Annotated in this window: 13 protein-coding genes; 9 read left to right on the plus strand and 4 right to left on the minus strand. The window is 75.1% G+C overall.

Annotation, left to right across the window (positions count from 1 at the left end; all coding sequences use genetic code 11):
• Window positions 1-2: 2 nt before the first annotated feature.
• Window positions 3-2,561 carry a LuxR C-terminal-related transcriptional regulator gene (locus ACFVXN_RS11340; RefSeq protein ID WP_389231894.1) on the minus strand — a complete coding sequence of 853 codons (2,559 nt, stop codon included), beginning with the start codon at window positions 2,559-2,561 and terminating at the stop codon, window positions 3-5.
• A 220-nt stretch (window positions 2,562-2,781) separates the two neighbouring features.
• Between ACFVXN_RS11340 and ACFVXN_RS11345 the strand changes: the two genes are divergently transcribed.
• From ACFVXN_RS11345 to ACFVXN_RS11365, 5 genes are all read left to right on the plus strand, one after another.
• Window positions 2,782-3,477, plus strand: coding sequence for a hypothetical protein (locus ACFVXN_RS11345; protein ID WP_389231896.1), 696 nt, complete (start codon window positions 2,782-2,784; stop codon window positions 3,475-3,477).
• Between the two features lie 35 nt (window positions 3,478-3,512).
• Window positions 3,513-3,839 (plus strand): hypothetical protein, encoded by a 327-nt coding sequence (locus ACFVXN_RS11350; protein ID WP_389231899.1) that lies wholly within the window; start codon window positions 3,513-3,515, stop codon window positions 3,837-3,839.
• A gap of 390 nt (window positions 3,840-4,229) precedes the next feature.
• Entirely contained in the window at window positions 4,230-6,506 is a 2,277-nt protein-coding gene (locus tag ACFVXN_RS11355) for a LuxR C-terminal-related transcriptional regulator (protein ID WP_389231902.1), read from the plus strand.
• Between the two features lie 55 nt (window positions 6,507-6,561).
• Window positions 6,562-7,368 carry an exodeoxyribonuclease III gene (locus ACFVXN_RS11360; RefSeq protein WP_389231905.1) on the plus strand — a complete coding sequence of 269 codons (807 nt, stop codon included), beginning with the start codon at window positions 6,562-6,564 and terminating at the stop codon, window positions 7,366-7,368.
• A 4-nt stretch (window positions 7,369-7,372) separates the two neighbouring features.
• A complete protein-coding gene (locus ACFVXN_RS11365) occupies window positions 7,373-8,026 on the plus strand; it encodes a DUF4190 domain-containing protein (RefSeq protein WP_389231908.1) in 654 nt (217 codons plus the stop codon).
• 10 nt (window positions 8,027-8,036) lie between these two features.
• Here ACFVXN_RS11365 and ACFVXN_RS11370 read toward each other — a convergent pair whose 3' ends face one another.
• Window positions 8,037-8,636, minus strand: a complete 600-nt coding sequence (locus ACFVXN_RS11370; protein ID WP_389231911.1) for a TetR/AcrR family transcriptional regulator — start codon at window positions 8,634-8,636, stop codon at window positions 8,037-8,039.
• A gap of 150 nt (window positions 8,637-8,786) precedes the next feature.
• Here ACFVXN_RS11370 and ACFVXN_RS11375 point away from each other — a divergent pair, with 150 nt between their 5' ends.
• Together ACFVXN_RS11375 and ACFVXN_RS11380 are read left to right on the plus strand one after the other, a co-directional pair.
• Window positions 8,787-11,060, plus strand: coding sequence for a glycoside hydrolase family 3 C-terminal domain-containing protein (locus ACFVXN_RS11375; protein ID WP_389231914.1), 2,274 nt, complete (start codon window positions 8,787-8,789; stop codon window positions 11,058-11,060).
• A 156-nt stretch (window positions 11,061-11,216) separates the two neighbouring features.
• Complete coding sequence (locus ACFVXN_RS11380; protein WP_389231917.1) at window positions 11,217-12,308, plus strand: FAD-dependent oxidoreductase; 1,092 nt, start codon at window positions 11,217-11,219, stop codon at window positions 12,306-12,308.
• A gap of 32 nt (window positions 12,309-12,340) precedes the next feature.
• Here the strand turns inward: ACFVXN_RS11380 and ACFVXN_RS11385 are convergent, their stop codons facing one another.
• Entirely contained in the window at window positions 12,341-12,994 is a 654-nt protein-coding gene (locus ACFVXN_RS11385) for a DedA family protein (RefSeq protein WP_389231920.1), read from the minus strand.
• 97 nt (window positions 12,995-13,091) lie between these two features.
• On the minus strand, window positions 13,092-15,698 hold the full coding sequence (clpB, locus tag ACFVXN_RS11390; protein WP_389231923.1) for an ATP-dependent chaperone ClpB: 2,607 nt from the start codon (window positions 15,696-15,698) through the stop codon (window positions 13,092-13,094).
• A 716-nt stretch (window positions 15,699-16,414) separates the two neighbouring features.
• Here clpB and ACFVXN_RS11395 point away from each other — a divergent pair.
• Both ACFVXN_RS11395 and ACFVXN_RS11400 read left to right on the plus strand, forming a co-directional pair.
• Window positions 16,415-18,064 (plus strand): glycosyltransferase family 2 protein, encoded by a 1,650-nt coding sequence (locus ACFVXN_RS11395; protein WP_389231926.1) that lies wholly within the window; start codon window positions 16,415-16,417, stop codon window positions 18,062-18,064.
• Window positions 18,057-19,757: a glycosyl hydrolase gene (locus tag ACFVXN_RS11400; RefSeq protein WP_389231929.1), complete on the plus strand. Its 1,701-nt coding sequence runs from the start codon at window positions 18,057-18,059 to the stop codon at window positions 19,755-19,757. Before ACFVXN_RS11395 ends, ACFVXN_RS11400 begins: the two co-directional genes overlap by 8 nt.
• Window positions 19,758-19,948: the final 191 nt, after the last annotated feature.

Genomic DNA, 19,948 nt, shown 5'->3' on the forward strand with positions numbered 1-19,948 from the left:
CCTCAGCCCCCGAGCTCGAGCCAGGTCCGGACGGCGCGGGCGAGATCGTCCCTGTTGTCCACACCGACCTTGCGGTGCGCGTTCATCAGGTGGGTCTCGACGGTGCGCGTGCTCAGGCCGAGCGCCTGCGCGACGTCCGCGTTGGGCATCCGGGCGCTGACGAGCTCGGCCACCTCCGTCTCCCGCAGGGTCAGGCTCACCGCGCGGACCAGCCGGTCGAACATCCCCCGGCGGTCGACGCCGCGCTCCCCCGCCACCGCCCACGCCTCGTCGGCCTGGGCGCACGCCGCTGCCGGGTCGTCCCGCTCGCGGAGCACCAGGGCACGGGTCACCAGCGCGCGCACGGCGTAGACCGGGGCCCCCGCGGCGTCGAGCGCGTCCGACGCCGCGACCAGCGCGCGCTCGTCCCAGGCCGCCGTGGCGACGGCGTACTGCACCCAGGCGCGGACCAGGGGTGAGTCGGCGCCCTCGGCCGCCTCCGCCGCCACCGCCGCCCGGGCCGGGTCGGGCCGGTGCTCGAGGGAGGCCACGGCGGCCATCGCGCCGACGGCGACGTCCCCGCCGGCGAGCGCGCTGGAGGCCGCGCGCCAGAGGACGTCGGCCTCGTCGACCTGGTCGCCGCCGCGCGCGAGGGCGAGCAGCGCCCCGGGGAGCATGCCGGGGAACGGGCCGCGCTCCAGCCCCAGCGCGCCGCCCTGGATCGCCAGGGTGCGGGCGTAGCCCTGCCGTCCCTGCCAGCCGGCGACGATCCCCGCGAGCGAGAGCAGCCCCGCCTGGTAGTGCCGCTGGATCGCGAGGACGTGGGTCGACGCCAGCGCCGCGTTCACGCACTCGTCGAGCTCGTCGAACCGCCCGAGCAGCGTCAGGCCCAGCGCCGCGACGTACCAGTGCGACTGCATCGGGCCGGCCTCCACCCCGTCCTGCAGGGCGGTCAGCCGCGCGCGCGCCCACGCCACGCCCGCCTCGACGTCACCGGCGAGCACGAGCGCGAGGCCGCGGCACACGTCCCCGTGGTGCCGCAGCGCCGGCAGCTCCGGGTCGAGGTCCTCGAGCCGCCGGCACGCCTGCGCGACCCGCCCCGCCGCGAGGTCCTGCTCGACCCGGACCGCCGTCACGGCGTGCTCGTTGAGCGGATCGGCACCGGGCCGGACCTCGTCGAGGGGCACGGCGACGCCCGGGTCACCCCGGACGAGGTCGAGGTGCGCCTGCACGGCACGCAGGAACGGCTCGAGCGCGGGGGCGTGGGCGCACGCCTGCACGAGGCCGGACCTCGCCCGCTCGGGCTGGCCGAGGCGCAGCGCGCGGAACACGCCCTCCCACGCGGCGAGGAGCGCGAGCTCCCGGGGGTCGGAACGGTCCCGGGGCGTGCGGTCGAGGACGTCCTCGACCTCGGCGGGCGCCGCGGACGCGTCGTGCAGCGCGGCCAGCAGCGGGACGGCCGTGGTGGGCCCGGGAGAGTCCTCCCAGTCGCCCAGCCGACGCGTGGCCTCGGCCCGCCAGTGGTCGGCGGCGCGCCGGGCCGCGAGGCCGGTCGCGTGCGCCGCGGCGACGTCTCCGGCGCCTGCCGGGCGCTGCCGCGGCACAACGTGCCTCGCCAGGAGCGCGTCCACGTGGTGCCGTTCGAGGGACGGCGCCGTGCGGCGCACGTGCTCGGCGAGGATGGGGGGGCACACCGAGAGCACCGGCTCCGGGCTCCCGTCACGGACCCGGACCAGGCCGACCTCCTCGAGCGTGGTCAGGACGGCCCGGGACGCGAGCTCGACCGCCCGGGTCACCGGGGTCACCTCGGCCACGGCGAGCACGCCGAGGGCGGAGCGCTCCTCGTCCCGCAACCCGTGGAGCAGCGGCTCCAGCGTGGGCGCGAGCCTGGGGCTCCACAGGTCGCCGACCGCGGTCCAGAGGTCGTCGTCGAGCCGGAGGCTGCCGCCACGCCGACCCTCGTCCACCACCGCCCGCACCACCCCCGGGAGCCCGCAGGTGCGGGTGGCGATCCGCGCGACCACCACCGGGTCGACCGGCCCCGCCAGCATCTCGTGCACGAGCGCGTGCACCTGCGCGAAGCGCAGCGGCTCGACGGCGACCCGCAGTCCGGGCAGGGCGCCGGCCGCGAGCAGCCCGGTGGGCCGGTGGCGAGCCGTCGGCCGGCAGACCGCGAGCACCGGCACGTCCGTCCGACGGCGGACCGCGTGCACGACCCCCGCGGTGACCGCGTCCAGCTCGTCGGCGTCGTCGACGACGAGCACGGACCGCCGAGCAGCCAGCTGCCGGACGAGCGCGTCCGCCACGACCGACGACGCCGGGGGCGATCCCGGCGTGACCAGGCCGAGGCCGGACACGGCAGCCACCGCGAGCGGGCGGTCGCGCAGACCCCGGACGCCCGGCAGGTGCACCGTCGCGACGCCGGCGTCGCCGAGGAGGTCACCGACCCGGCGGGTGACGCGCGACCGTCCGGACCCGTGCCGCCCGACGAGCTGCACGCACAGCCCCTCGAGGAGCAGGGCGGTGACCTCCTCCGCCGCGGCGAGCTCGACGGTCGGTCCGGACCACGCGGGGCTCTGCACGGAGCCGACGGTACGCACCCCCCGACCACTCACCCCGCCACCCCCCGACCACTCACCGCGGGTACTCAGACCCCGCCCCGGGGTACTCACGCGGGGCTCCGCGCGCGGGAGTCGACTGCGCCGGAGGGGACCGTGTGGGCACGCGGACACCGGGCGGGCACGCACCGGGGACCGCGGACCCCGGCTCCGAGGAGCCCGACCCCGAGAGGACCCGAGAACCGTGCAGACGCAGTCCACCACCCCCGCCACCACCACCGCGACGACCTGCCCCGCCGAGGACCGTCGGCGCCGACGCAGGGCCGCACTCGCCTGGGGCTCCCTGGCGGGTGTCGCCGCCCTGGTCACGACCGCCGCCTTCACCGACGTCGCCCGGCTCAACGTCGGGGCCCAGGGCCTCGGCGGCGCCGCCAGCAGCTACAACATCCAGGTCGGCGCGACCGACGCCGCCGGTGCGCTCGTCCCGGGCGAGTGGCAGGAGGCCGACGACCTCGCCGGGGTCCCGCTCGCGTTCGTGAACGCCGACCGGCTCGCCCCGGGCGATCCCGGCGCCGGCACCGAGATCCCGGTCCGGAACGACTCGCCCACGTTCGCCTCGACCATCTCCGTGTCGGTGGACGCCCTGGCGGACGACGCCGGCGCGGGCCGCGTCACGGACCCGGACTACCTCGCGAGCCTGCGGTTCAGCGTCGCGATGGGCGCGACGACAGCCGACCCGAACATCCGCGACCTCCAGGACCTCACCTTCGACCAGGTGCAGTCGCTCCAGATGAACGGGCTCGCCCCGGGCGAGGAGTCGGTCATCGCGATCAACGTCAGGCTGCTGCCGCAGAGCCAGTCCGGCGCGTCGTACGACGACAACAGCCTGAACGGCAAGGGCGCCCACCTGCAGCTGCGGATCGACGGCGCCTCCCGCTGACGCACCGCCCCCCGACACACAGAGAAGACGTCCCGATGGACCGGAATCACCCGCGGGCGCGGGAGGCGGTCGCCCGGGCCCTGCCGCTGGCGGCGCTCCTCGGCGTCACCGCGCTGGCAGCCGGCACCCCGACCACCTCGGGCGCGTTCCACGACACGGCGAGGTTCGACCTCGCACTGGTGGCCGGCGTGGTCGCCTCCGGCCCCGCCGAGCCGTCCGCGCCCGCCGGCGACCCCGTGCCGGTGCCGCCGGGGCCGGCCGGGACCGAGGGCGCCCCGGAGGCACTCCCGACGGACGACGGCGTGACGGTCGACGTCGTGGAGCCGACCCCCGACGCGGTGGACGACGACTCCGCAACCTGATGCCCGGCGACGGCGCGGCGGCCCGGCGGCCCTACGGACGCCGGGCCGGACGCCTACCCAGATGCCGACCGTGACTACGGGGTTCGGCCGCGCCGCACCGTGCCGCGCGGCGCGGTGCGCGCATCCTCGGCTCCTCAGCTCGAGCGGACGGGGACGATCATCGAAGGCACGCGGCGCACCGTGGACGCGGTCCAACGGTGGCTCGCCACCGGGCAGGACGTGCTGGTCCGCGGTGACGACGGGTCGGGGCGATCGAGCGCGCTGGGGGCGGTGCGCGACGCCACGTCGCACCGCAGGATCGCCGCCGTGGTCCTGCGCGCTGCCGGCCGGACGCGCTTCGCGCCGCTGCTCGGGCACCCCTCCGCTCCACGCGACGGCACCGCCAGGACCATGGAGTCCCTCGTCGACTGGCTCACGGACGAGCTGGGCGGGCCGCACGCGCTGCTCATCCTCGACGACGTCGACCTGCTGGACGCGGGGACGGCCACGGTGGTCCTCGAGGCGGTCCGCCGGACGCGGTGCGCCGTCGTCATGTCGTGCGGCCGCGACCTGACCCGACCCGGCGCGGGTACCGTCGCCGCGCTCCTCGCCCACTGCGCCCCCGCCGAGGTCCGTGTGCTCCCGCTCGGGTTCGGCGCCATGACCGGCCTGGTCTCGACGACGCTCGGGGCCGCACCGGACGTCCCCCTGGTCTCGGCGGTCACGGCCCGGTCCGCGGGCAACCCGCGCGTGGCGCAGGCCCTGGTCCGCGCCGCGCGGTTCGCCGGCGCGATCCGGTGCGTCGACGGGCGGTGGACGAAGGTGCGTCCGTTGGACGAGGCGCCGCTCGACGCGGTCGCGCACACGCTGCTGCCGCGCCTGGACGAGGCCCAGGTGGAGGTCCTGGAGCACGTGGCGCTGCGCCGCACGGTGGCCGAGGACGAGCTCGACCCGGCCACGGTGGCCCGGCTGCTCGCGCGCGGCCGGCTCGTCGCCCACCCCGGAGGGGACGGTCCGGGGACGCTGGTCGTCTCTCCCCCGGCCCTGGCCTCGGCGCTGCGGCAGCGGCACCGTCGCGGTGTCAGCACGCTGGTCGAACAGGTTCCGAGCCGCGCCCCGACCGGCCTGGGGCGACTCCTCCTGACGGAGCGCGGTACGGACGACGCCGACTACTGGCGCGTCGCCGCCCAGCTCACGTCGCTCGTGCAGGAGCGCTCGGCGCTCTCGGAGTCGGCCGCTCGGGCCGACTGGCTGCGAGCGCCCACGGTCCCGCACGCCACCACGTACCTGACGTTCCTGCTGCGCAGGCCGGCGTCCGACCTCGTCGAGGCCGTCCTGCGCGACACCCGGCCCCGCGACGACGACCCGCCGGAGGCGACGACCGCGCTCCGGCTCCACGAGGCGAGGTGGGCCGCGTTCCTGGGCGAGCCGCTCACCGAGATCCGGCGGCGGCTCGGTGCGGATGCGCGGGACCTCGAGCCGTTCCTGTCGCTGCACGAACGACGGGACCGGACGGTGGCGGCCCTGCGCGCCGGCCACGGCGACGCGCCCGTGCCGATCGCGCCCGACGAGGAGGCACGGCTCCCGCCGCAGCTGCGCGGCCTGTCGTGTGTCGCGCAGGCGGCGGGCGCGCTCGAGGCCGGCCGTCCCGACGTCGCGTTGCGCCTGTGCGCGCAGCTCGACCGGCTCGAGGTCGAGGCGGAGGTGCGGCACCACCTGACCGGCCTGCGCGCGGAGGCCATGCTGATGCTCGGGGACCTGCGGGGATCGGAGCGCGTGGCGCGCGAGCACCTGGAACGCGCGCTCGACGCGCTCGACACCTCCGGCATCCGGGTGCACGCCTGCGTCCTCGCGCAGGTGCTGATGTTCGCCGGGCGGCCGCACCACGCGTGGCGGGCCATCAGCACGTCGCTGCGCCTCGGGCCCCCGGGACCGCTCGAGGACTCCTACTACCGGCGGACGCTGGTGCTGAGCGCGACCCTGCAGGTGCGGTCGGGTGCGCTGCCGGTGGCGCAGATCCTCATCGCCGAGCTCGACGGCATCCTCCGCGGGTCGCGGCCGCTCATCCGCTCGCTGCGGGTCCTCGCGCACGCGGCGCTGGAGATCGCGCAGGGCGACGACGTCGACGCCGCCGACCGGATGTGGGAACGCGGCGAGCAGTACGCCCGCGACGGCCAGCTGCAGCCGGCGCTGCTGTGCTGGCTGCTCTCGGCGGTCCCGATGGTTCCCGCACGCCTGGCCCGGGTACGTGCCGCGTGGGCGGAGGCCGAGCTCCCCCTGCTCGATCCGTTCCTCCGGCTGCACGAGGCGCTGGCGGCCGACGACGCCGAGGCCGCGCTGGCCGCGCTCCCCACCGGACGGACGTGGATCGCCGCCGGGCTGACCCGCTCCGCTCGCGCCGCGGCCGGCGACCCGCGCGGCGCCCGGACGCCACGCACGCCCCCCGGGCGGCCGCCCTCTGCCCGCGTCCCCGTGCCCGAGGAGCCCGGTCGGCTGTCGCTGCAGGTCGAGGTGCTCTCCGACCGGGAGCGCGAGGTCGCGCTGCTCGCGCGGGCGGGCCTGAGCAACCGGCAGATCGCCGACCGTCTGGTGCTGAGCGTGCGCACCGTGGAGAACCACATGAGCCGTGCCCTGCGCAAGCTCGGCTGCACCACCCGGGCCGACCTCGACTTCTGGTCGGAGCTGTGAGCGCGCCCGTCCCCGGCTGCTCCGCGCGTGGGCGGCTGCCGGTAGGTTGCCGGGCATGCGCCTCGCCACCTGGAACGTGAACTCCGTCCGCACCCGAGTCGACCGCGTCGTCGCCTTCCTGGAGCGGTCGGGCACCGACGTGCTCGCGATGCAGGAGACCAAGTGCAAGGACGAGCAGTTCCCGCGCGAGACGTTCGAGTCCGCCGGCTACGAGGTCGTCACCAGCGGGTTCAGCCAGTGGAACGGCGTCGCGATCGCGTCCCGGGTCGGCATCACGGACGTCGAGCACGCGTTCGCCGGCCAGCCGGGCTGGGGCGACGACCCGGTGACCGAGGCACGGGCCCTGGGGGCGAGCTGCGGCGGGGTGCGCGTGTGGAGCCTGTACGTCCCGAACGGCCGGGAGATCGGCGACCCGCACTTCGACTACAAGCTCCGTTGGCTCGAGGCGCTGCGCACCGAGGCGGCGCGCTGGATCGAGGACGACGCCGGCGACCCCGCCCTGCCGGTGGCGCTGGTCGGCGACTGGAACGTCGCCCCGCTGGACACGGACGTGTGGGACATCGGGCTGTTCGCGGGCCGCACCCACGTCACCCCGGCCGAGCGGGACGCCTTCGCCGCGTTCGCCGCCGCCGGGTACACCGAGGTCTCGCGCACGCACCTTCCCGCCGAGCACACGTACACCTACTGGGACTACCAGCAGCTGCGGTTCCCCCGGAACGAGGGCATGCGGATCGACTTCACCTGGGCGTCGCCGGCGCTGGCACCCCGGGTCACCGGCGTCGAGATCGACCGGAACGAGCGCAAGGGCAAGGGCGCCTCCGACCACGTCCCGGTGATCCTCGACATCGCCGACGCGGCCTGAGCCCGTGACGACGCCCGCCGGCTACCCCGAGGCGTACTACGCGCCCGGGTGGGGGGCGACGCCCGCGCGGACGGACGGGGTGGCGGTCGCCGCGCTCGTGACCGGGCTGCTGGGCCTGGGGCCCGTCGCCCTGGTGCTGGGGCTCGTCGCGCTGCCCCGCACGCGGCCGGGCCGGCGACGGGGTCGCGGGCTCGCGGTCGCGGGCGTCGTTCTCGGCGGGCTGGGGGTGCTCGCGTGGGCGGCGCTCACGGCGGTCGGGGTCGGCACCGCGCTGGCGACCCGGCCCCTGCCGGGCGACGTGGCCGAGCCGGTGGACGCGCGGGCGGTCCAGCTCGTCACGGGCAGCTGCGTCGCGGAGCTGCCCGCCGACGGGCCGGTGGACCGGGTGCGCGTGGTGCCGTGCGCCGACGTGCACGGGGCGCAGGTGGTCACGGCGTACACGTTCGCCGACGACCTGCCGTGGCCGGGCCAGGACCGCGCGAGCGCGACGGTCGCCGCCGCCTGCGACCTCACCGCCGCGGAGCAGGAGCGCGGGCTGCACGCGGTGGCGTGGGCGCCCACCGAGCGCTCCTGGGCGAGCGGGGACCGCGGAGGGCTGTGCCTCGCGGTGCTGCCGGAGCCCGGGACGGGGTCGCTGCTGGACGTCGGCGGGCGGTGACGGCGGCGGGTCAGAGCTCGATGGTCAGGTGCGACGACACCAGTGCCCGCACCGCCCCGATCATGTCCGTGCGGCCCCCGTCGAGCAGCCACTGCACCTGCATGCCGTCCATCACGGCGATCAGCTGCCGGCCCGCGACCTCGGGGTCGACCTCCGGCCGGAGCTGGCCCGCGTCGCCCGCCTGCCGGTACGCGGCGACGGCGGCGCCCACCGAGGTCTGGTAGCGCTCGACGAAGAACCCGTGGGCGGGGTGCTCGGCGGAGGTGGCCTCGGCCGACAGCACCGCGTACAGCTCGACGATGTTCCGGCGCCCGGCGTTGAGCTCCACGAGCTCGACGAGCCGGCGCAGCGTCACGACGCCGTCGGTCTGGTCGAGCCCGACCCAGGCGATGTCGACCTCGTCGCGGTGCTCGAGGACGGCCAGCAGCAGCGACTCCTTGGTCGGGAAGTGGTGCAGCAGACCGGGGTGCGAGATGCCGCAGCGGGCGGCGATCTCCCGCAGCGACGCACCGCGGTAGCCGACCTCGCCGAACAGGGCCATCGCCTGGTCGATGATCTCGCGCCGCTTCGCGCGCCCCTTGGCGTAGCCCCGCTGGACCTCGACGCTCATGGCACTCCCCCTGGCCGGACCGGTGGCACCGCCGTGGTGCCGGGGCACAGCGTCTCACAGCGGGCTTGCAGTCTCGACGCAAACCCGACCACCCGGTAGGCAACAGGGCTACAGTGGGGGAAAGTCCGATCGCACGAGGAGGTGCCCCGCATGTCCGTCGCATTCGACGTCGAGCGTGTCCTGGCCGAGCTCACCCTGGAGGAGAAGGCCGCGCTGACGTCCGGCTCCGACTTCTGGCACACCCAGGCGGTGGAGCGCCTCGGGGTGCCCGCCGTGATGGTGACCGACGGCCCCCACGGCCTGCGCAAGCAGGCCACCAGCGCCGACCACCTGGGCATCGGCGACTCCGTGCCCGCGACCTGCTTCCCGCCTGCCGCCGCGCTCGCCTCCACCTGGGACGTCGACCTGCTCGACCGGGTCGGTCGCGCGCTGGGCCGCGAGACCCGCGGCAACGAGGTCGCGGTGCTGCTCGGCCCGGGCGTGAACATGAAGCGGTCGCCGCTGTGCGGGCGCAACTTCGAGTACTTCTCCGAGGACCCGGCGCTGGCCGGCGACCTGGGCGCGGCCCTGGTGTCCGGCATCCAGTCGCAGGGCGTCGGCACGTCGCTCAAGCACTTCGCCGCGAACAACCAGGAGACCGACCGCATGCGGGTCTCCGCGGACGTGGACGAGCGCACGCTGCGCGAGATCTACCTCCCCGCGTTCGAGCGCGTGGTGACGCGGGCGCAGCCGTGGACGGTCATGTGCGCCTACAACAAGATCAACGGCGTCTACGCCTCGCAGGACCCGTGGCTGCTGACCGGGCTGCTGCGCGACGAGTGGGGCTTCGAGGGCCTGGTCGTGTCCGACTGGGGCGCCGTCGCGGACCGCGTCGCCGCCGTCGCCGCGGGCCTGGACCTCGAGATGCCCGCCACCGGCGGCCGGACCGACGCGCTCGTCGTCGACGCGGTGAAGAACGGCGAGCTGGACGAGGCCGTGCTCGACGTCGCGGTGCGCCGCGTGCTGCGGATGGTGGCGCGCGCGCTGCCCGCCCTGGCCGAGCCCGGCGAGGTCGACGTCGAGGCCCACCACGAGCTGGCCCGCGAGGCCGCCGCCGACGGCTCGGTGCTGCTGAAGAACGCCCCTGTCGACGGCGCGCCCGTGCTGCCGCTGAGCGCGTCCGACGCCGCCTCGGCCGTGGTGATCGGCGAGTTCGCCCGCACGCCGCGGTACCAGGGCGCCGGGTCCTCGCAGGTGAACCCGACCCGCCTGGACGACGCGCTCACCGCGCTGCGCGCCGCCACGGGCACGGAGCTGCCGTTCGCCCCCGGGTTCTCCGTCGCCGGGGTCGAGGGGTCGCAGGACGCCGACGACGCCGCGCTGCTGGCCGAGGCCGTCGCGACCGCGCGGGACGCCGGGACGGTGCTGCTGTTCCTCGGGCTGCCCGCCCCCGACGAGTCCGAGGGCTACGACCGCACGCACCTCGGCCTGCCGGCCAACCAGGTCGCCGTGCTGCGCGCCGTCGCCGCGGTCAACCCCCGGGTCGTCGTGGTGCTCGCGAACGGCTCCGCGGTGACCGTCGAGTGGCAGGACGACGCGGCCGCGGTGCTGGAGACGTGGCTCGGTGGCCAGGCGGGTGGCTCGGCCGTCGCCGACCTGCTGCTCGGCGTCCGCACCCCGTCGGGCAAGCTCGCCGAGACGATCCCGCACCGTGTGGAGGACACCCCGGCGTTCGGGAGCTTCCCCGGCGAGCTGGGGCACGTCCGGTACGGCGAGGGCGTGCTGATCGGCTACCGCTGGTACGACACCCGCCTGGTCGACGTCGCCTACCCGTTCGGCCACGGCCTGTCGTACACGACGTTCGGCTACTCCGACGCCACCGCGACCGTCCGCGGCGAGGGGGCCGACGCCGCGGTGGACGTCTCGGTCACGGTGACCAACACCGGCGCCGTCGCGGGTGCCGAGACCGTGCAGGTCTACGTCGGCGACCCCGAGGCCGCCGTGCAGCGCCCGACGCGCGAGCTCAAGGCGTTCGCCAAGGTCGCGCTGGCGCCCGGGGCCTCGCGGACGCTGACGTTCACGCTGTCCGCCCGCGACCTGTCCTACTGGCACCCGGGCCTGCACCGCTGGGTCGTCGGCGGCGGTCGCACCGTCGTCGAGGTCGGGTCGTCGTCCCGCGACATCCGCGGCACCGTCGAGGTCGCGGTCACCGGCGAGCCCCTGTGGGGCGACCTGACGGGCGACTCCACCGTCGCCGAGTGGCTGGCGCACCCCGTCGGCGCCCGCGTGCTCGCACCCTCGTTCGGCGAGGCCACCGGGCAGCTGGACGCCACGATGCTCGCGATGCTCGGCGACATGCCGATGCGCGTCGTCGCGGGCTTCGGGATGGGCGGGTTCGACGAGGACGGCCTCGCGGCGATGGTCGACGAGGTCGCCGCGGCCTGACCCCCCGCGCACCGGCCGACGGCCCGCCCCGCCCCTGCGGCGAGGCGGGCCGTCGGCTCGTCTGGGGCCTGCGTCCCGGGTCGGCCGCGCGCCCGGGTGGCAGGCTGGACGCGTCGGCGCGACCAGCGCGGACGCACGGGCGAGAGGGGTTCTTCGATGGCAGGCAACCGGGTCGTGGTGGTCGGCGGCGGGTACGGCGGGGCGCTGGTCGCCGCGCTGCTCGACGACGTCGCCGAGGTGGTGCTGGTCGAGCCGAAGGACGCGTTCGTGCACGCCTCGGCCGCCCTGCGCGCCGCGGTGGACCCCGCGTGGGAGGACCGGGTGTTCTTCGGCTACGGGAACCTGCTCGAGCGCGGGCGCGTCGTGCAGCAGCGCGTCGAGCGTGCCACGTCGGACCGCGTGCAGCTGGCCGGCGGCACGACGCTCGAGGCCGACCACCTGGTGCTCGCCACCGGCACGTCCTACCCGTTCCCGTCCAAGTTCATCGAGTCGGAGACCGCGGTCGCGCGCGCCCGGCTCGCCCGGATGCGCGAGGGCCTCGCCCGCACGGAGCGGGTGCTGGTCGTCGGCGCCGGGGCGGTCGGGCTCGAGCTGGCCGGCGAGCTCCTGGACGCCTACCCGCACCTGCGGGTCACGGCGGTCGACCAGGCCCCGGACGCCCTGACCACGGGCGACTACCTGCCCGAGCTCCGCGCCGCCGTGCACGCGCAGCTCGACGGCCGGGTGGACTTCGTGCTCGGGTCGCGCCTCGGCTACCTGCCGCCCTCGGACGTCGGCACGTACGAGCCGTTCGTCGTCGAGACCGAGGCGGGCGTGCGCGTCGAGGCGCAGATGTGGTTCCGCTGCTACGGCAACGTCCCCGCGAGCGACTACCTCGCGGGGGACCTCGCGTCGACCCGCAACGGCCTCGGCGAGGTGCGCGTCGACGCGCACCTCGCGCTCGTCGGCCACCCGTCGGTGTGGGCGGTCGGGGACATCACCGACGTCCGGGAGTCCAAGCGCGCGTCCGCCGCCCGGGCGCACGCCGAGGTGGTCGCGGCGAACATCCGCGCCCGCATCGAGGGCCGCGCACCCGCGGCGACGTACGCCCCCGCGCCCGAGCGCATCGTGCTGCCGCTGGGCCGCACCGGCGGCGCGAGCCAGCTGATGGCCGACGACGGCACCCGGCACGTCCTGGGCGCCGAGGAGACGAGCCGCATGAAGGGCGCGGACCTCTACTCGACGGCGATGGCGGAGCTCTTCGGCTGACACCCCGGCCCCGGGGTGCGACCTGGCGCGGGTCAGGCGGCGCGGCGGCGGCGGAGGCGGGTCCAGACGAACCGGACCACCACGACCGCGATCGCCGCGTACACCGCGTAGTTGATCCAGTCGGAGTAGCGGCCGACGTCCTCCCACTGCGCGCCCAGGACGTAGCCCGCGACGATCAGGCCCGTGTTCCAGACCGCGCTGCCGAGCGCCGTGTACGCGAGGAACCGGGCCTGCGGCATCCGCTCCAGGCCCGCCGGGACCGACACCAGCGACCGCACGACCGGTACGCAGCGACCGATCAGCACCGCGGCGCCGCCGTGCCGCTCGAACCACGACTCCGCGCGGTCCAGGTCCTCGACCTCCATCAGCGGGATCCGCTCGAGCCAGCGGCGCAGCCGCTCCCGACCGAGCCAGACGCCGAGCCCGTAGAGCAGCCACGCGCCGGCGACCGCGCCGACCGTCGCCGCGACCACCGCCCACGCGAGCGGCATCTTCCCCTGGCTCGCGACGTATCCCGCGACGGGCAGCACGACCTCGGACGGGATCGGCGGGAACACGTTCTCCAGCGCCACCAGCAGGCCGACGCCCGCGGGCCCGAGCGCCTCGACGACGCTCACCACCCAGCCGGCGAGGCCGGTGAGCTCGGCGGGGTCCTGCGTGGCGGCGAGCACGGCGGTGGCGGTCATCACGCCCGATGGTCGCACCGCGGCACGACGCCCGCAGCACGACGCCCGCCCGGCGACCGGGTCGCACGGGCGGGCGTCGGCGGTGGCCCGGCGCAGGTCAGGCGCGCTCGAGCACCAGCCCGGTGCCGCCGTCGGGGGCGCGCGTGACCCGGACGGTGTCGCCGTCGTGCACCTCGCCGGCCAGGATCAGCCGCGCGAGGCGGTCGCCGATCTCGCGCTGCACGAGCCGGCGCAGCGGGCGGGCGCCGTACGCCGGGTCGAACCCCTCGATCGCCAGCCACTCGCGTGCGGCGGGGTCGACGTCGAGCACGATCCGCCGGTCCCGCAGCCGCCCGGCCAGGGACGCCACCTGCAGGTCGACGATCCGGCTGAGCTCGTCGAGCGACAGCGGGTCGAACAGCACGACGTCGTCGAGCCGGTTGAGGAACTCCGGCTTGAACGCCTCCCGGACGGCGCCCATCACGCCGTCGCGCCGGGCGGCGTCGTCGAGCGTCGGGTCGACGAGGAACTGCGAGCCGAGGTTCGACGTGAGCACCAGGATGACGTTCCGGAAGTCGACCGTGCGCCCCTGGCCGTCGGTGAGCCGCCCGTCGTCCAGCACCTGCAGCAGGATGTCGAACACCTCGGGGTGGGCCTTCTCGACCTCGTCCAGCAGCAGCACGGAGTACGGGCGCCGGCGGACGGCCTCGGTGAGCTGGCCGCCCTCCTCGTAGCCGACGTAGCCCGGGGGCGCCCCGATCAGGCGCGCCACCGAGTGCCGCTCGGCGTACTCGGACATGTCGATCCGCACCATCGCGCGCTCGTCGTCGAACAGGAAGTCCGCGAGCGCCTTCGCGAGCTCGGTCTTGCCGACGCCGGTCGGGCCGAGGAACAGGAACGACCCGGTGGGGCGGTCGGGGTCGGCGACGCCCGCCCGGGAGCGTCGGACGGCGTCGGAGACGGTGGCGACGGCCGTGTGCTGGCCGATCAGCCGCTGCCCGAGCACCTCCTCCATCCGCAGGAGCTTCGCGGTCTCGCCCTCGAGCAGCCGGCCCGCGGGGATGCCGGTCCAGGCGGCGACGACCTCGGCGATCTCGTCGGGCCCGACCTTGTCGGCGATCATCGGGGCCTCGTCGCGCGGGGCGGCGCCGGCCTCGGCGCGCTCGCGCTCCTCGGCGGCGGCGATCTCCTGCTCGACGGCCGGGATCTCCCCGTACTGGATGCGCGCGGCACCGGACAGGTCGCCCTCGCGCAGCAGCCGGTCCGCGGTGGACCGCAGCTCGTCCAGCCGGGCCTTGAGGTCGCCGACGAGGTTGTGGCCGGCCTTCTCCTTCTCCCAGCGGGCGGTGAGCCCGGCGAGCTCCTCGCGGCGGTCGGCGAGGTCCGCGCGCAGCTTCTCCAGCCGGTCGCGGGAGGCCGGGTCGTCCGCCTCGGACAGCACGACCTCCTCCATCTCCAGGCGGGTGACGGCGCGCTGCAGCTGGTCGATCTCGACCGGCGAGGAGTCGAGCTCCATCCGCAGCCGGGACGCGGCCTCGTCGACCAGGTCGATCGCCTTGTCCGGGAGCTGGCGTCCCGGGATGTACCGGTCGGACAGCGCGGCGGCGGCGACGAGCGCGGCGTCGGCGATGGTGACCTTGTGGTGCGCCTCGTACCGCTCCTTGAGGCCGCGCAGGATCGCGACGGTGTCCTCGACGGAGGGCTCGCCGACGAACACCTGCTGGAACCGGCGCTCGAGGGCGGGGTCCTTCTCGATCCGCTCCCGGTACTCGTCCAGGGTGGTGGCGCCGACGAGGCGCAGCTCCCCGCGGGCGAGCATCGGCTTGAGCATGTTGCCGGCGTCCATCGCACCCTCGCCCCCGGCGCCTGCGCCGACGACGGTGTGCAGCTCGTCGATGAAGGTGACGACCTCGCCCTCGGACGAGGTGATCTCCTCCAGGACGGCCTTGAGCCGCTCCTCGAACTCGCCGCGGTACTTCGCGCCCGCGACCATCGCCGCGAGGTCGAGCGAGATGAGGCGCTTGCCGCGCAGGGACTCCGGCACGTCGCCGGCGACGATGCGCTGGGCGAGCCCCTCGACGACGGCCGTCTTGCCGACGCCGGGCTCGCCGATCAGCACCGGGTTGTTCTTGGTGCGGCGCGACAGCACCTGGATGACGCGGCGGATCTCGGCGTCGCGGCCGATCACCGGGTCGAGCCGGCCGTCCCGCGCGCGCTGGGTGAGGTCGACGCCGTACTTCTCGAGCGACTTGTAGGTGCCCTCGGGGTTCGGGCTGGTCACGCGCGACGAACCGCGGACGGACGGCAGCGCGGCGGCGAGCGCGTCCCGGGAGGCGCCCTGGGCGCGCAGCGCGTCGGCGACGCCGGTCTGCCCGGCGGCCAGTCCCAGCAGCAGGTGCTCCGTCGAGACGTAGTCGTCGCCGAGGGTCCGCGCCTCGGACGACGCCGCCTCGATGACCGCGGCGGTCGCGCGGGACGCCGTGGGCTGCGCGACGGACGACCCGCTCGCGGTGGGCAGGCCGACCAGGACGGCGCGGACCGCCCGCCCGAGCGCCGTCCGGTCCGCGCCGACGGCGTCGAGCAGGCCGTTCGCGACCCCGCCCTCCTGGGCGAGCAGCGCGTTCAGCAGGTGGGCCGGCTCCAGCTGCGGGTTCCCGGCGGCCGACGCCTGCTGGATGGCGTCGCCGATGGCCTCCTGCGACTTGGTGGTGAGCTTCGCGTCCAACGTCCCCTCCGTGCGTGCCTCGTGCGTGCGGTCCCGCGGGTGCCCGCGGGGGTGGTCAGGTGCTCTCAGGTTCCGTCCGGTGCAACCCGGCCCAAGTTGAGCCTATTCCGCTCAACTCTGCGTGGCGAGCCCTCGCACCCGGTGACGCGATGCGCGGGCGCGCGGCGGCGCGGGCGACTCCGCCCCTACCCGAGCCTCCTCCGGACGGCTCGTCATAGCGCACTGTGACTCTGACCCGCGTCATGACTCGTTGTGACCAGGTTCACGTCACCGACACGCGCCCGACGCGCTGCCGCAACACCGGGCACCCGCGCTGAGCAGCGACACCGCTGCCCGGAGATACCTCCGGACATATCCGACTTGCACGACTGTGATCTGGACATTTACGGCAATCCGGACCACGCAGACGTGATCCATCTCACAAAACGTGTCCGATTCGCCCGAAGGGAGTTGCGCTGCGCCAGCCCCGCCCAACACTCTTGGACCACTCCCGCCGGGATCACATCCGGCTCACAGGAAACCCCCCGACCGGACCCTCCATCCGCTCGAACGGGTGACCCTCAGTCAACAGCCGCCCGCCCGCCGAGTCACAACGGACGGACCCTCGAGCAGCCAGCTCGGACGGACACCGCCCACCGCCCCACCCGCGTTGCCCCCTCCTTGCCGCGTCACCGTCGCCGCCGGCTCTTCCGACACGACCCGCGCCGAGGTGAGCGATGTTCATCTTCATCCTGCAGATCCGGCACATGCTCGACGACCACGCCGAGCTGTACCTCTTCACCGTCTTCTCCGGGCTCGTCTGGGCCCTGTGGATCCTCAAGGTCGTCCTGTCGCGGCGGTACCGCCCCTGGGTCGCCGAGCACCACGAGACCACCAGCGTCATCGTCCCCGTCGTCGACGAGCCGCTCGACCTGTTCCGCGACGTGCTCACCCGGGTCACCGAGCAGCACCCCGACGAGGTCATCGTCGTCATCAACGGCGCCCGCAACCCCGACCTCGAGGCGGTGTGCGACGAGTTCGCGCCGCTGGTCCGCTGGGTGCACACCCCGATCCCCGGCAAGCGGAACGCGGTGAAGATCGGCACCGAGCTCTCGAAGTACGACATCACCGTGCTGCTCGACTCCGACACCGTCTGGACCCCCGGCACGCTCTCCGAGCTCATCAAGCCGTTCAAGGACTCGAACGTCGGCGGCGTCACCACCCGCCAGCGCATCCTCGAGCCCTCGCGCTCCTGGATCACCCGCTGGGCGGACTGGCTGGAGAACTCGCGCTCGCTCTACTCGATGCCCGCGCAGTCCGTCCTCGGCCAGGTGGGCTGCCTCCCCGGGCGCACCATCGCCTTCCGGCGGCACATCCTGATCGACGTCATGCACGACTTCATGACCCAGCGGTTCATGGGCGTGTTCCTCGAGGTCTCCGACGACCGGACGCTGACCAACCTCACCCTCAAGCAGGGGTACCGGACCGTCTACCAGCACACCAGCCTGGTCTACACGGACGCCCCGCTGCAGGTGAAGAAGCTGTTCAAGCAGCAGCTCCGCTGGGCGCGCGGCTCGCAGTACAACACCCTGCGGATGCTGCCCTGGATGCTCGGGCACGCCCCCGTGCTGTCGGTCTTCTTCCTGGCCGACATCATCCTGCCGTTCCTGCTGGTCGGGACGATCGCCGGCTGGGTCTACCGGTCCGTGACCGGCACCGGCGTCAACCTCTACGAGGCGATGCTCGAGACCTACGGCGCGCAGGCGGGCTGGTTCTGGGTGATCGCGCTCATGGTGGTGTCGTCCGTGCTCTCGATGGCGATCCGGCAGATCCGGCACCTGCAGGAGGTCCCCAGCGACTTCTTCCGGCTGCCGATCTTCATCATCGTCTCGACGTTCTTCCTGATGCCGGTCCGCCTGCTCGGGTTCCTCCGGATGGCGCACGCCTCCGGCTGGGGCACCCGCGCCGGTGCCTACGCCGGCGGCGACCCCGGCCAGAGCGACGACGCCGACTCGGCCTCGCTCGAGGCCGAGCTCGACCTGATGTCCCGCCCGGCGCCCGTCGACGTCGTCGACCGCGACGCGCGCTCCGGCGGGTTCCCGACGCAGCGCGACCACGCGGCGGACGACGGCGGCGACCACGGCACCCCGGTGCCCGTCGGCGCCCCGGCCCTGCACGCCGAGGCCGGGACGTCCCCGGCCGCCGGACCCGCGTGGCACGCCACCACCGCCGCGCAGCCCGGCACCGCCCCCGCGGCCGAGGCGTCCCGGCGGCAGGCCCGCGCCGCCGCCCCCGCACCCGCCCGCCGACGGCTCAACCCGCTCGCCGCCATCCCCTACGGGATCGCCGTGATCCTGTTCGCCCTGGAGGCCCTGCTCTATGTCTGACGCCCAGCACCCCCACGGCAAGGCCTGGTGGGCCCCGACGATGGGCCGGATGACCGTCCGCGCCCGCATCGCCACGGCCACCATCGCCATCGCCCTGCTCGCCATCACGCTCGTCGTGTGGAACACGCCCGCCGTGTCCTCGATCGTCAACGCCCAGGCCGACGAGCCCACCGCCGCGGAGCTCGAGCTCCAGGCCCGCAACGCCGAGCTCGAGGCGCAGCTCGAGACCAGCCGTTCCCAGGCCGACGCGCTGCGCGACGTCCTGTCCGACGAGCAGGCCGCCCGCAAGAAGGGCGAGGAGGCGCGCGCCGCCGCCCAGGCCCAGCGCGACGCCGAGGCCGCCCAGCAGGCGCAGGCCGGTTCCGGCTCCTCGCAGTCCTCGGGCCGGTCGTCGGCCAGGAAGAGCACGAGCTCGTCCGGCAAGGGCACCAGCGGCGCCAAGGCGCCCACCACCGGGGCCGGCGCGGCGAACCCGAGCAACCCTCGACCCGAGAACCCGACGACCCCCGCCGAGCCGGTCGCCCCCACGGCGCCGTCCAAGGCGGAGCTGCTGGACCCGAGCCAGCGCTACTTCGGGATGTACACCGAGCAGGCGCCGTTCAACTGGGCCACGTTCGACGACGCCGCCCAGGACGTCGGCCGGCAGCAGAGCCTGGTCGGCTACTTCGGCGGCTGGGACGAGCCCTACCGCGCGAACGCCGTGACCCGGGCCTGGCAGCGCGACATGCTGCCGATGCTCACCTGGGAGTCCCGCCCGATCGCGTCGAAGAACGACGTCGTCGACGAGCCGGCGTACAGCCTGCCGAAGATCATCGCGGGCGACTTCGACGCCTACCTCGCGCAGTACGCCCGGGACATCGCCGCGACCGGCCTGCCGCTCGCGATCCGCCTCGACCACGAGATGAACGGCGTCTGGTACCCCTGGGCGGAGCAGACCTCGTCCGGCGCGCCGATCAACGGCAACGGCGTGGGCGACTACGTGACGATGTGGCGGCACGTCCACGACATCTTCGAGGCCAACGGCGCGAACCAGTACGTGATCTGGGTCTGGGCCCCGAACATCATCAACAACCTCCCGGCCGTGCACCAGGGCCAGGACCACCTCGCGGCGCTCTACCCCGGGGACGCCTACGTCGACTGGGTCGGCGTCTCCGGCTACCAGCGCCCGCCCTACAAGGCCGACAACGACGCGACGTTCTCCTACACGTACGACCGCACGCTCGACCAGCTGCGGGCGATCACGGACAAGAAGATCCTGCTCGCGGAGGTCGCGGCCTCCGAGGTCGGCGGCACGAAGCCGCAGTGGGTCCAGTCGTTCTTCCAGGGCTTCGACCCCGGCGCGAACGACGACGTCATCGGGTTCGCCTGGTTCAACCTCGCGATCACCACCTACTCCGGCGGCCAGCTCGTCACCAACGACTGGCGGGTCGACTCGCGGGCCAACAGCCTCGAGGCGTTCCGCACCGGTCTCGCCGACCCGGCGCGCAATTTCGGCGGCACGCTGCTGACCGCACCGCCGGAGGCCGGGTCCGGAGCCGAGGAGCAGGCGCCCGCGCAGGCCCTCGCACCGGCACCGAGCCCGACGCCCACCACGGCGCCCGCTCCCGCGGCGTCGCCCGCCCCCACGGCGTCGCCCGCCCCCTCGGCCACGCCGAGCGCGACGCCCACCCCGACCCCGACGGCCGCACCGTGAACCGCCGGACCCGCACTCCCCGCCACCCGCGCACCACCGTGAGGAGCACTGCCATGAACGACGCGTCCCTCTCCGCCGCCACCCTGGCCGCCGAGACCCTGGCCACCGACGACCTCACCGCCGACGAGACGACCGGCGGCGGCGCCCGCGACGGCGCGCCGAAGATCAGCGTCTTCGGCACCGGCTACCTC

The organism is Cellulomonas sp. NPDC058312, from assembly GCF_042880135.1.
Classification (GTDB): Bacteria; Actinomycetota; Actinomycetes; order Actinomycetales; family Cellulomonadaceae; genus Cellulomonas.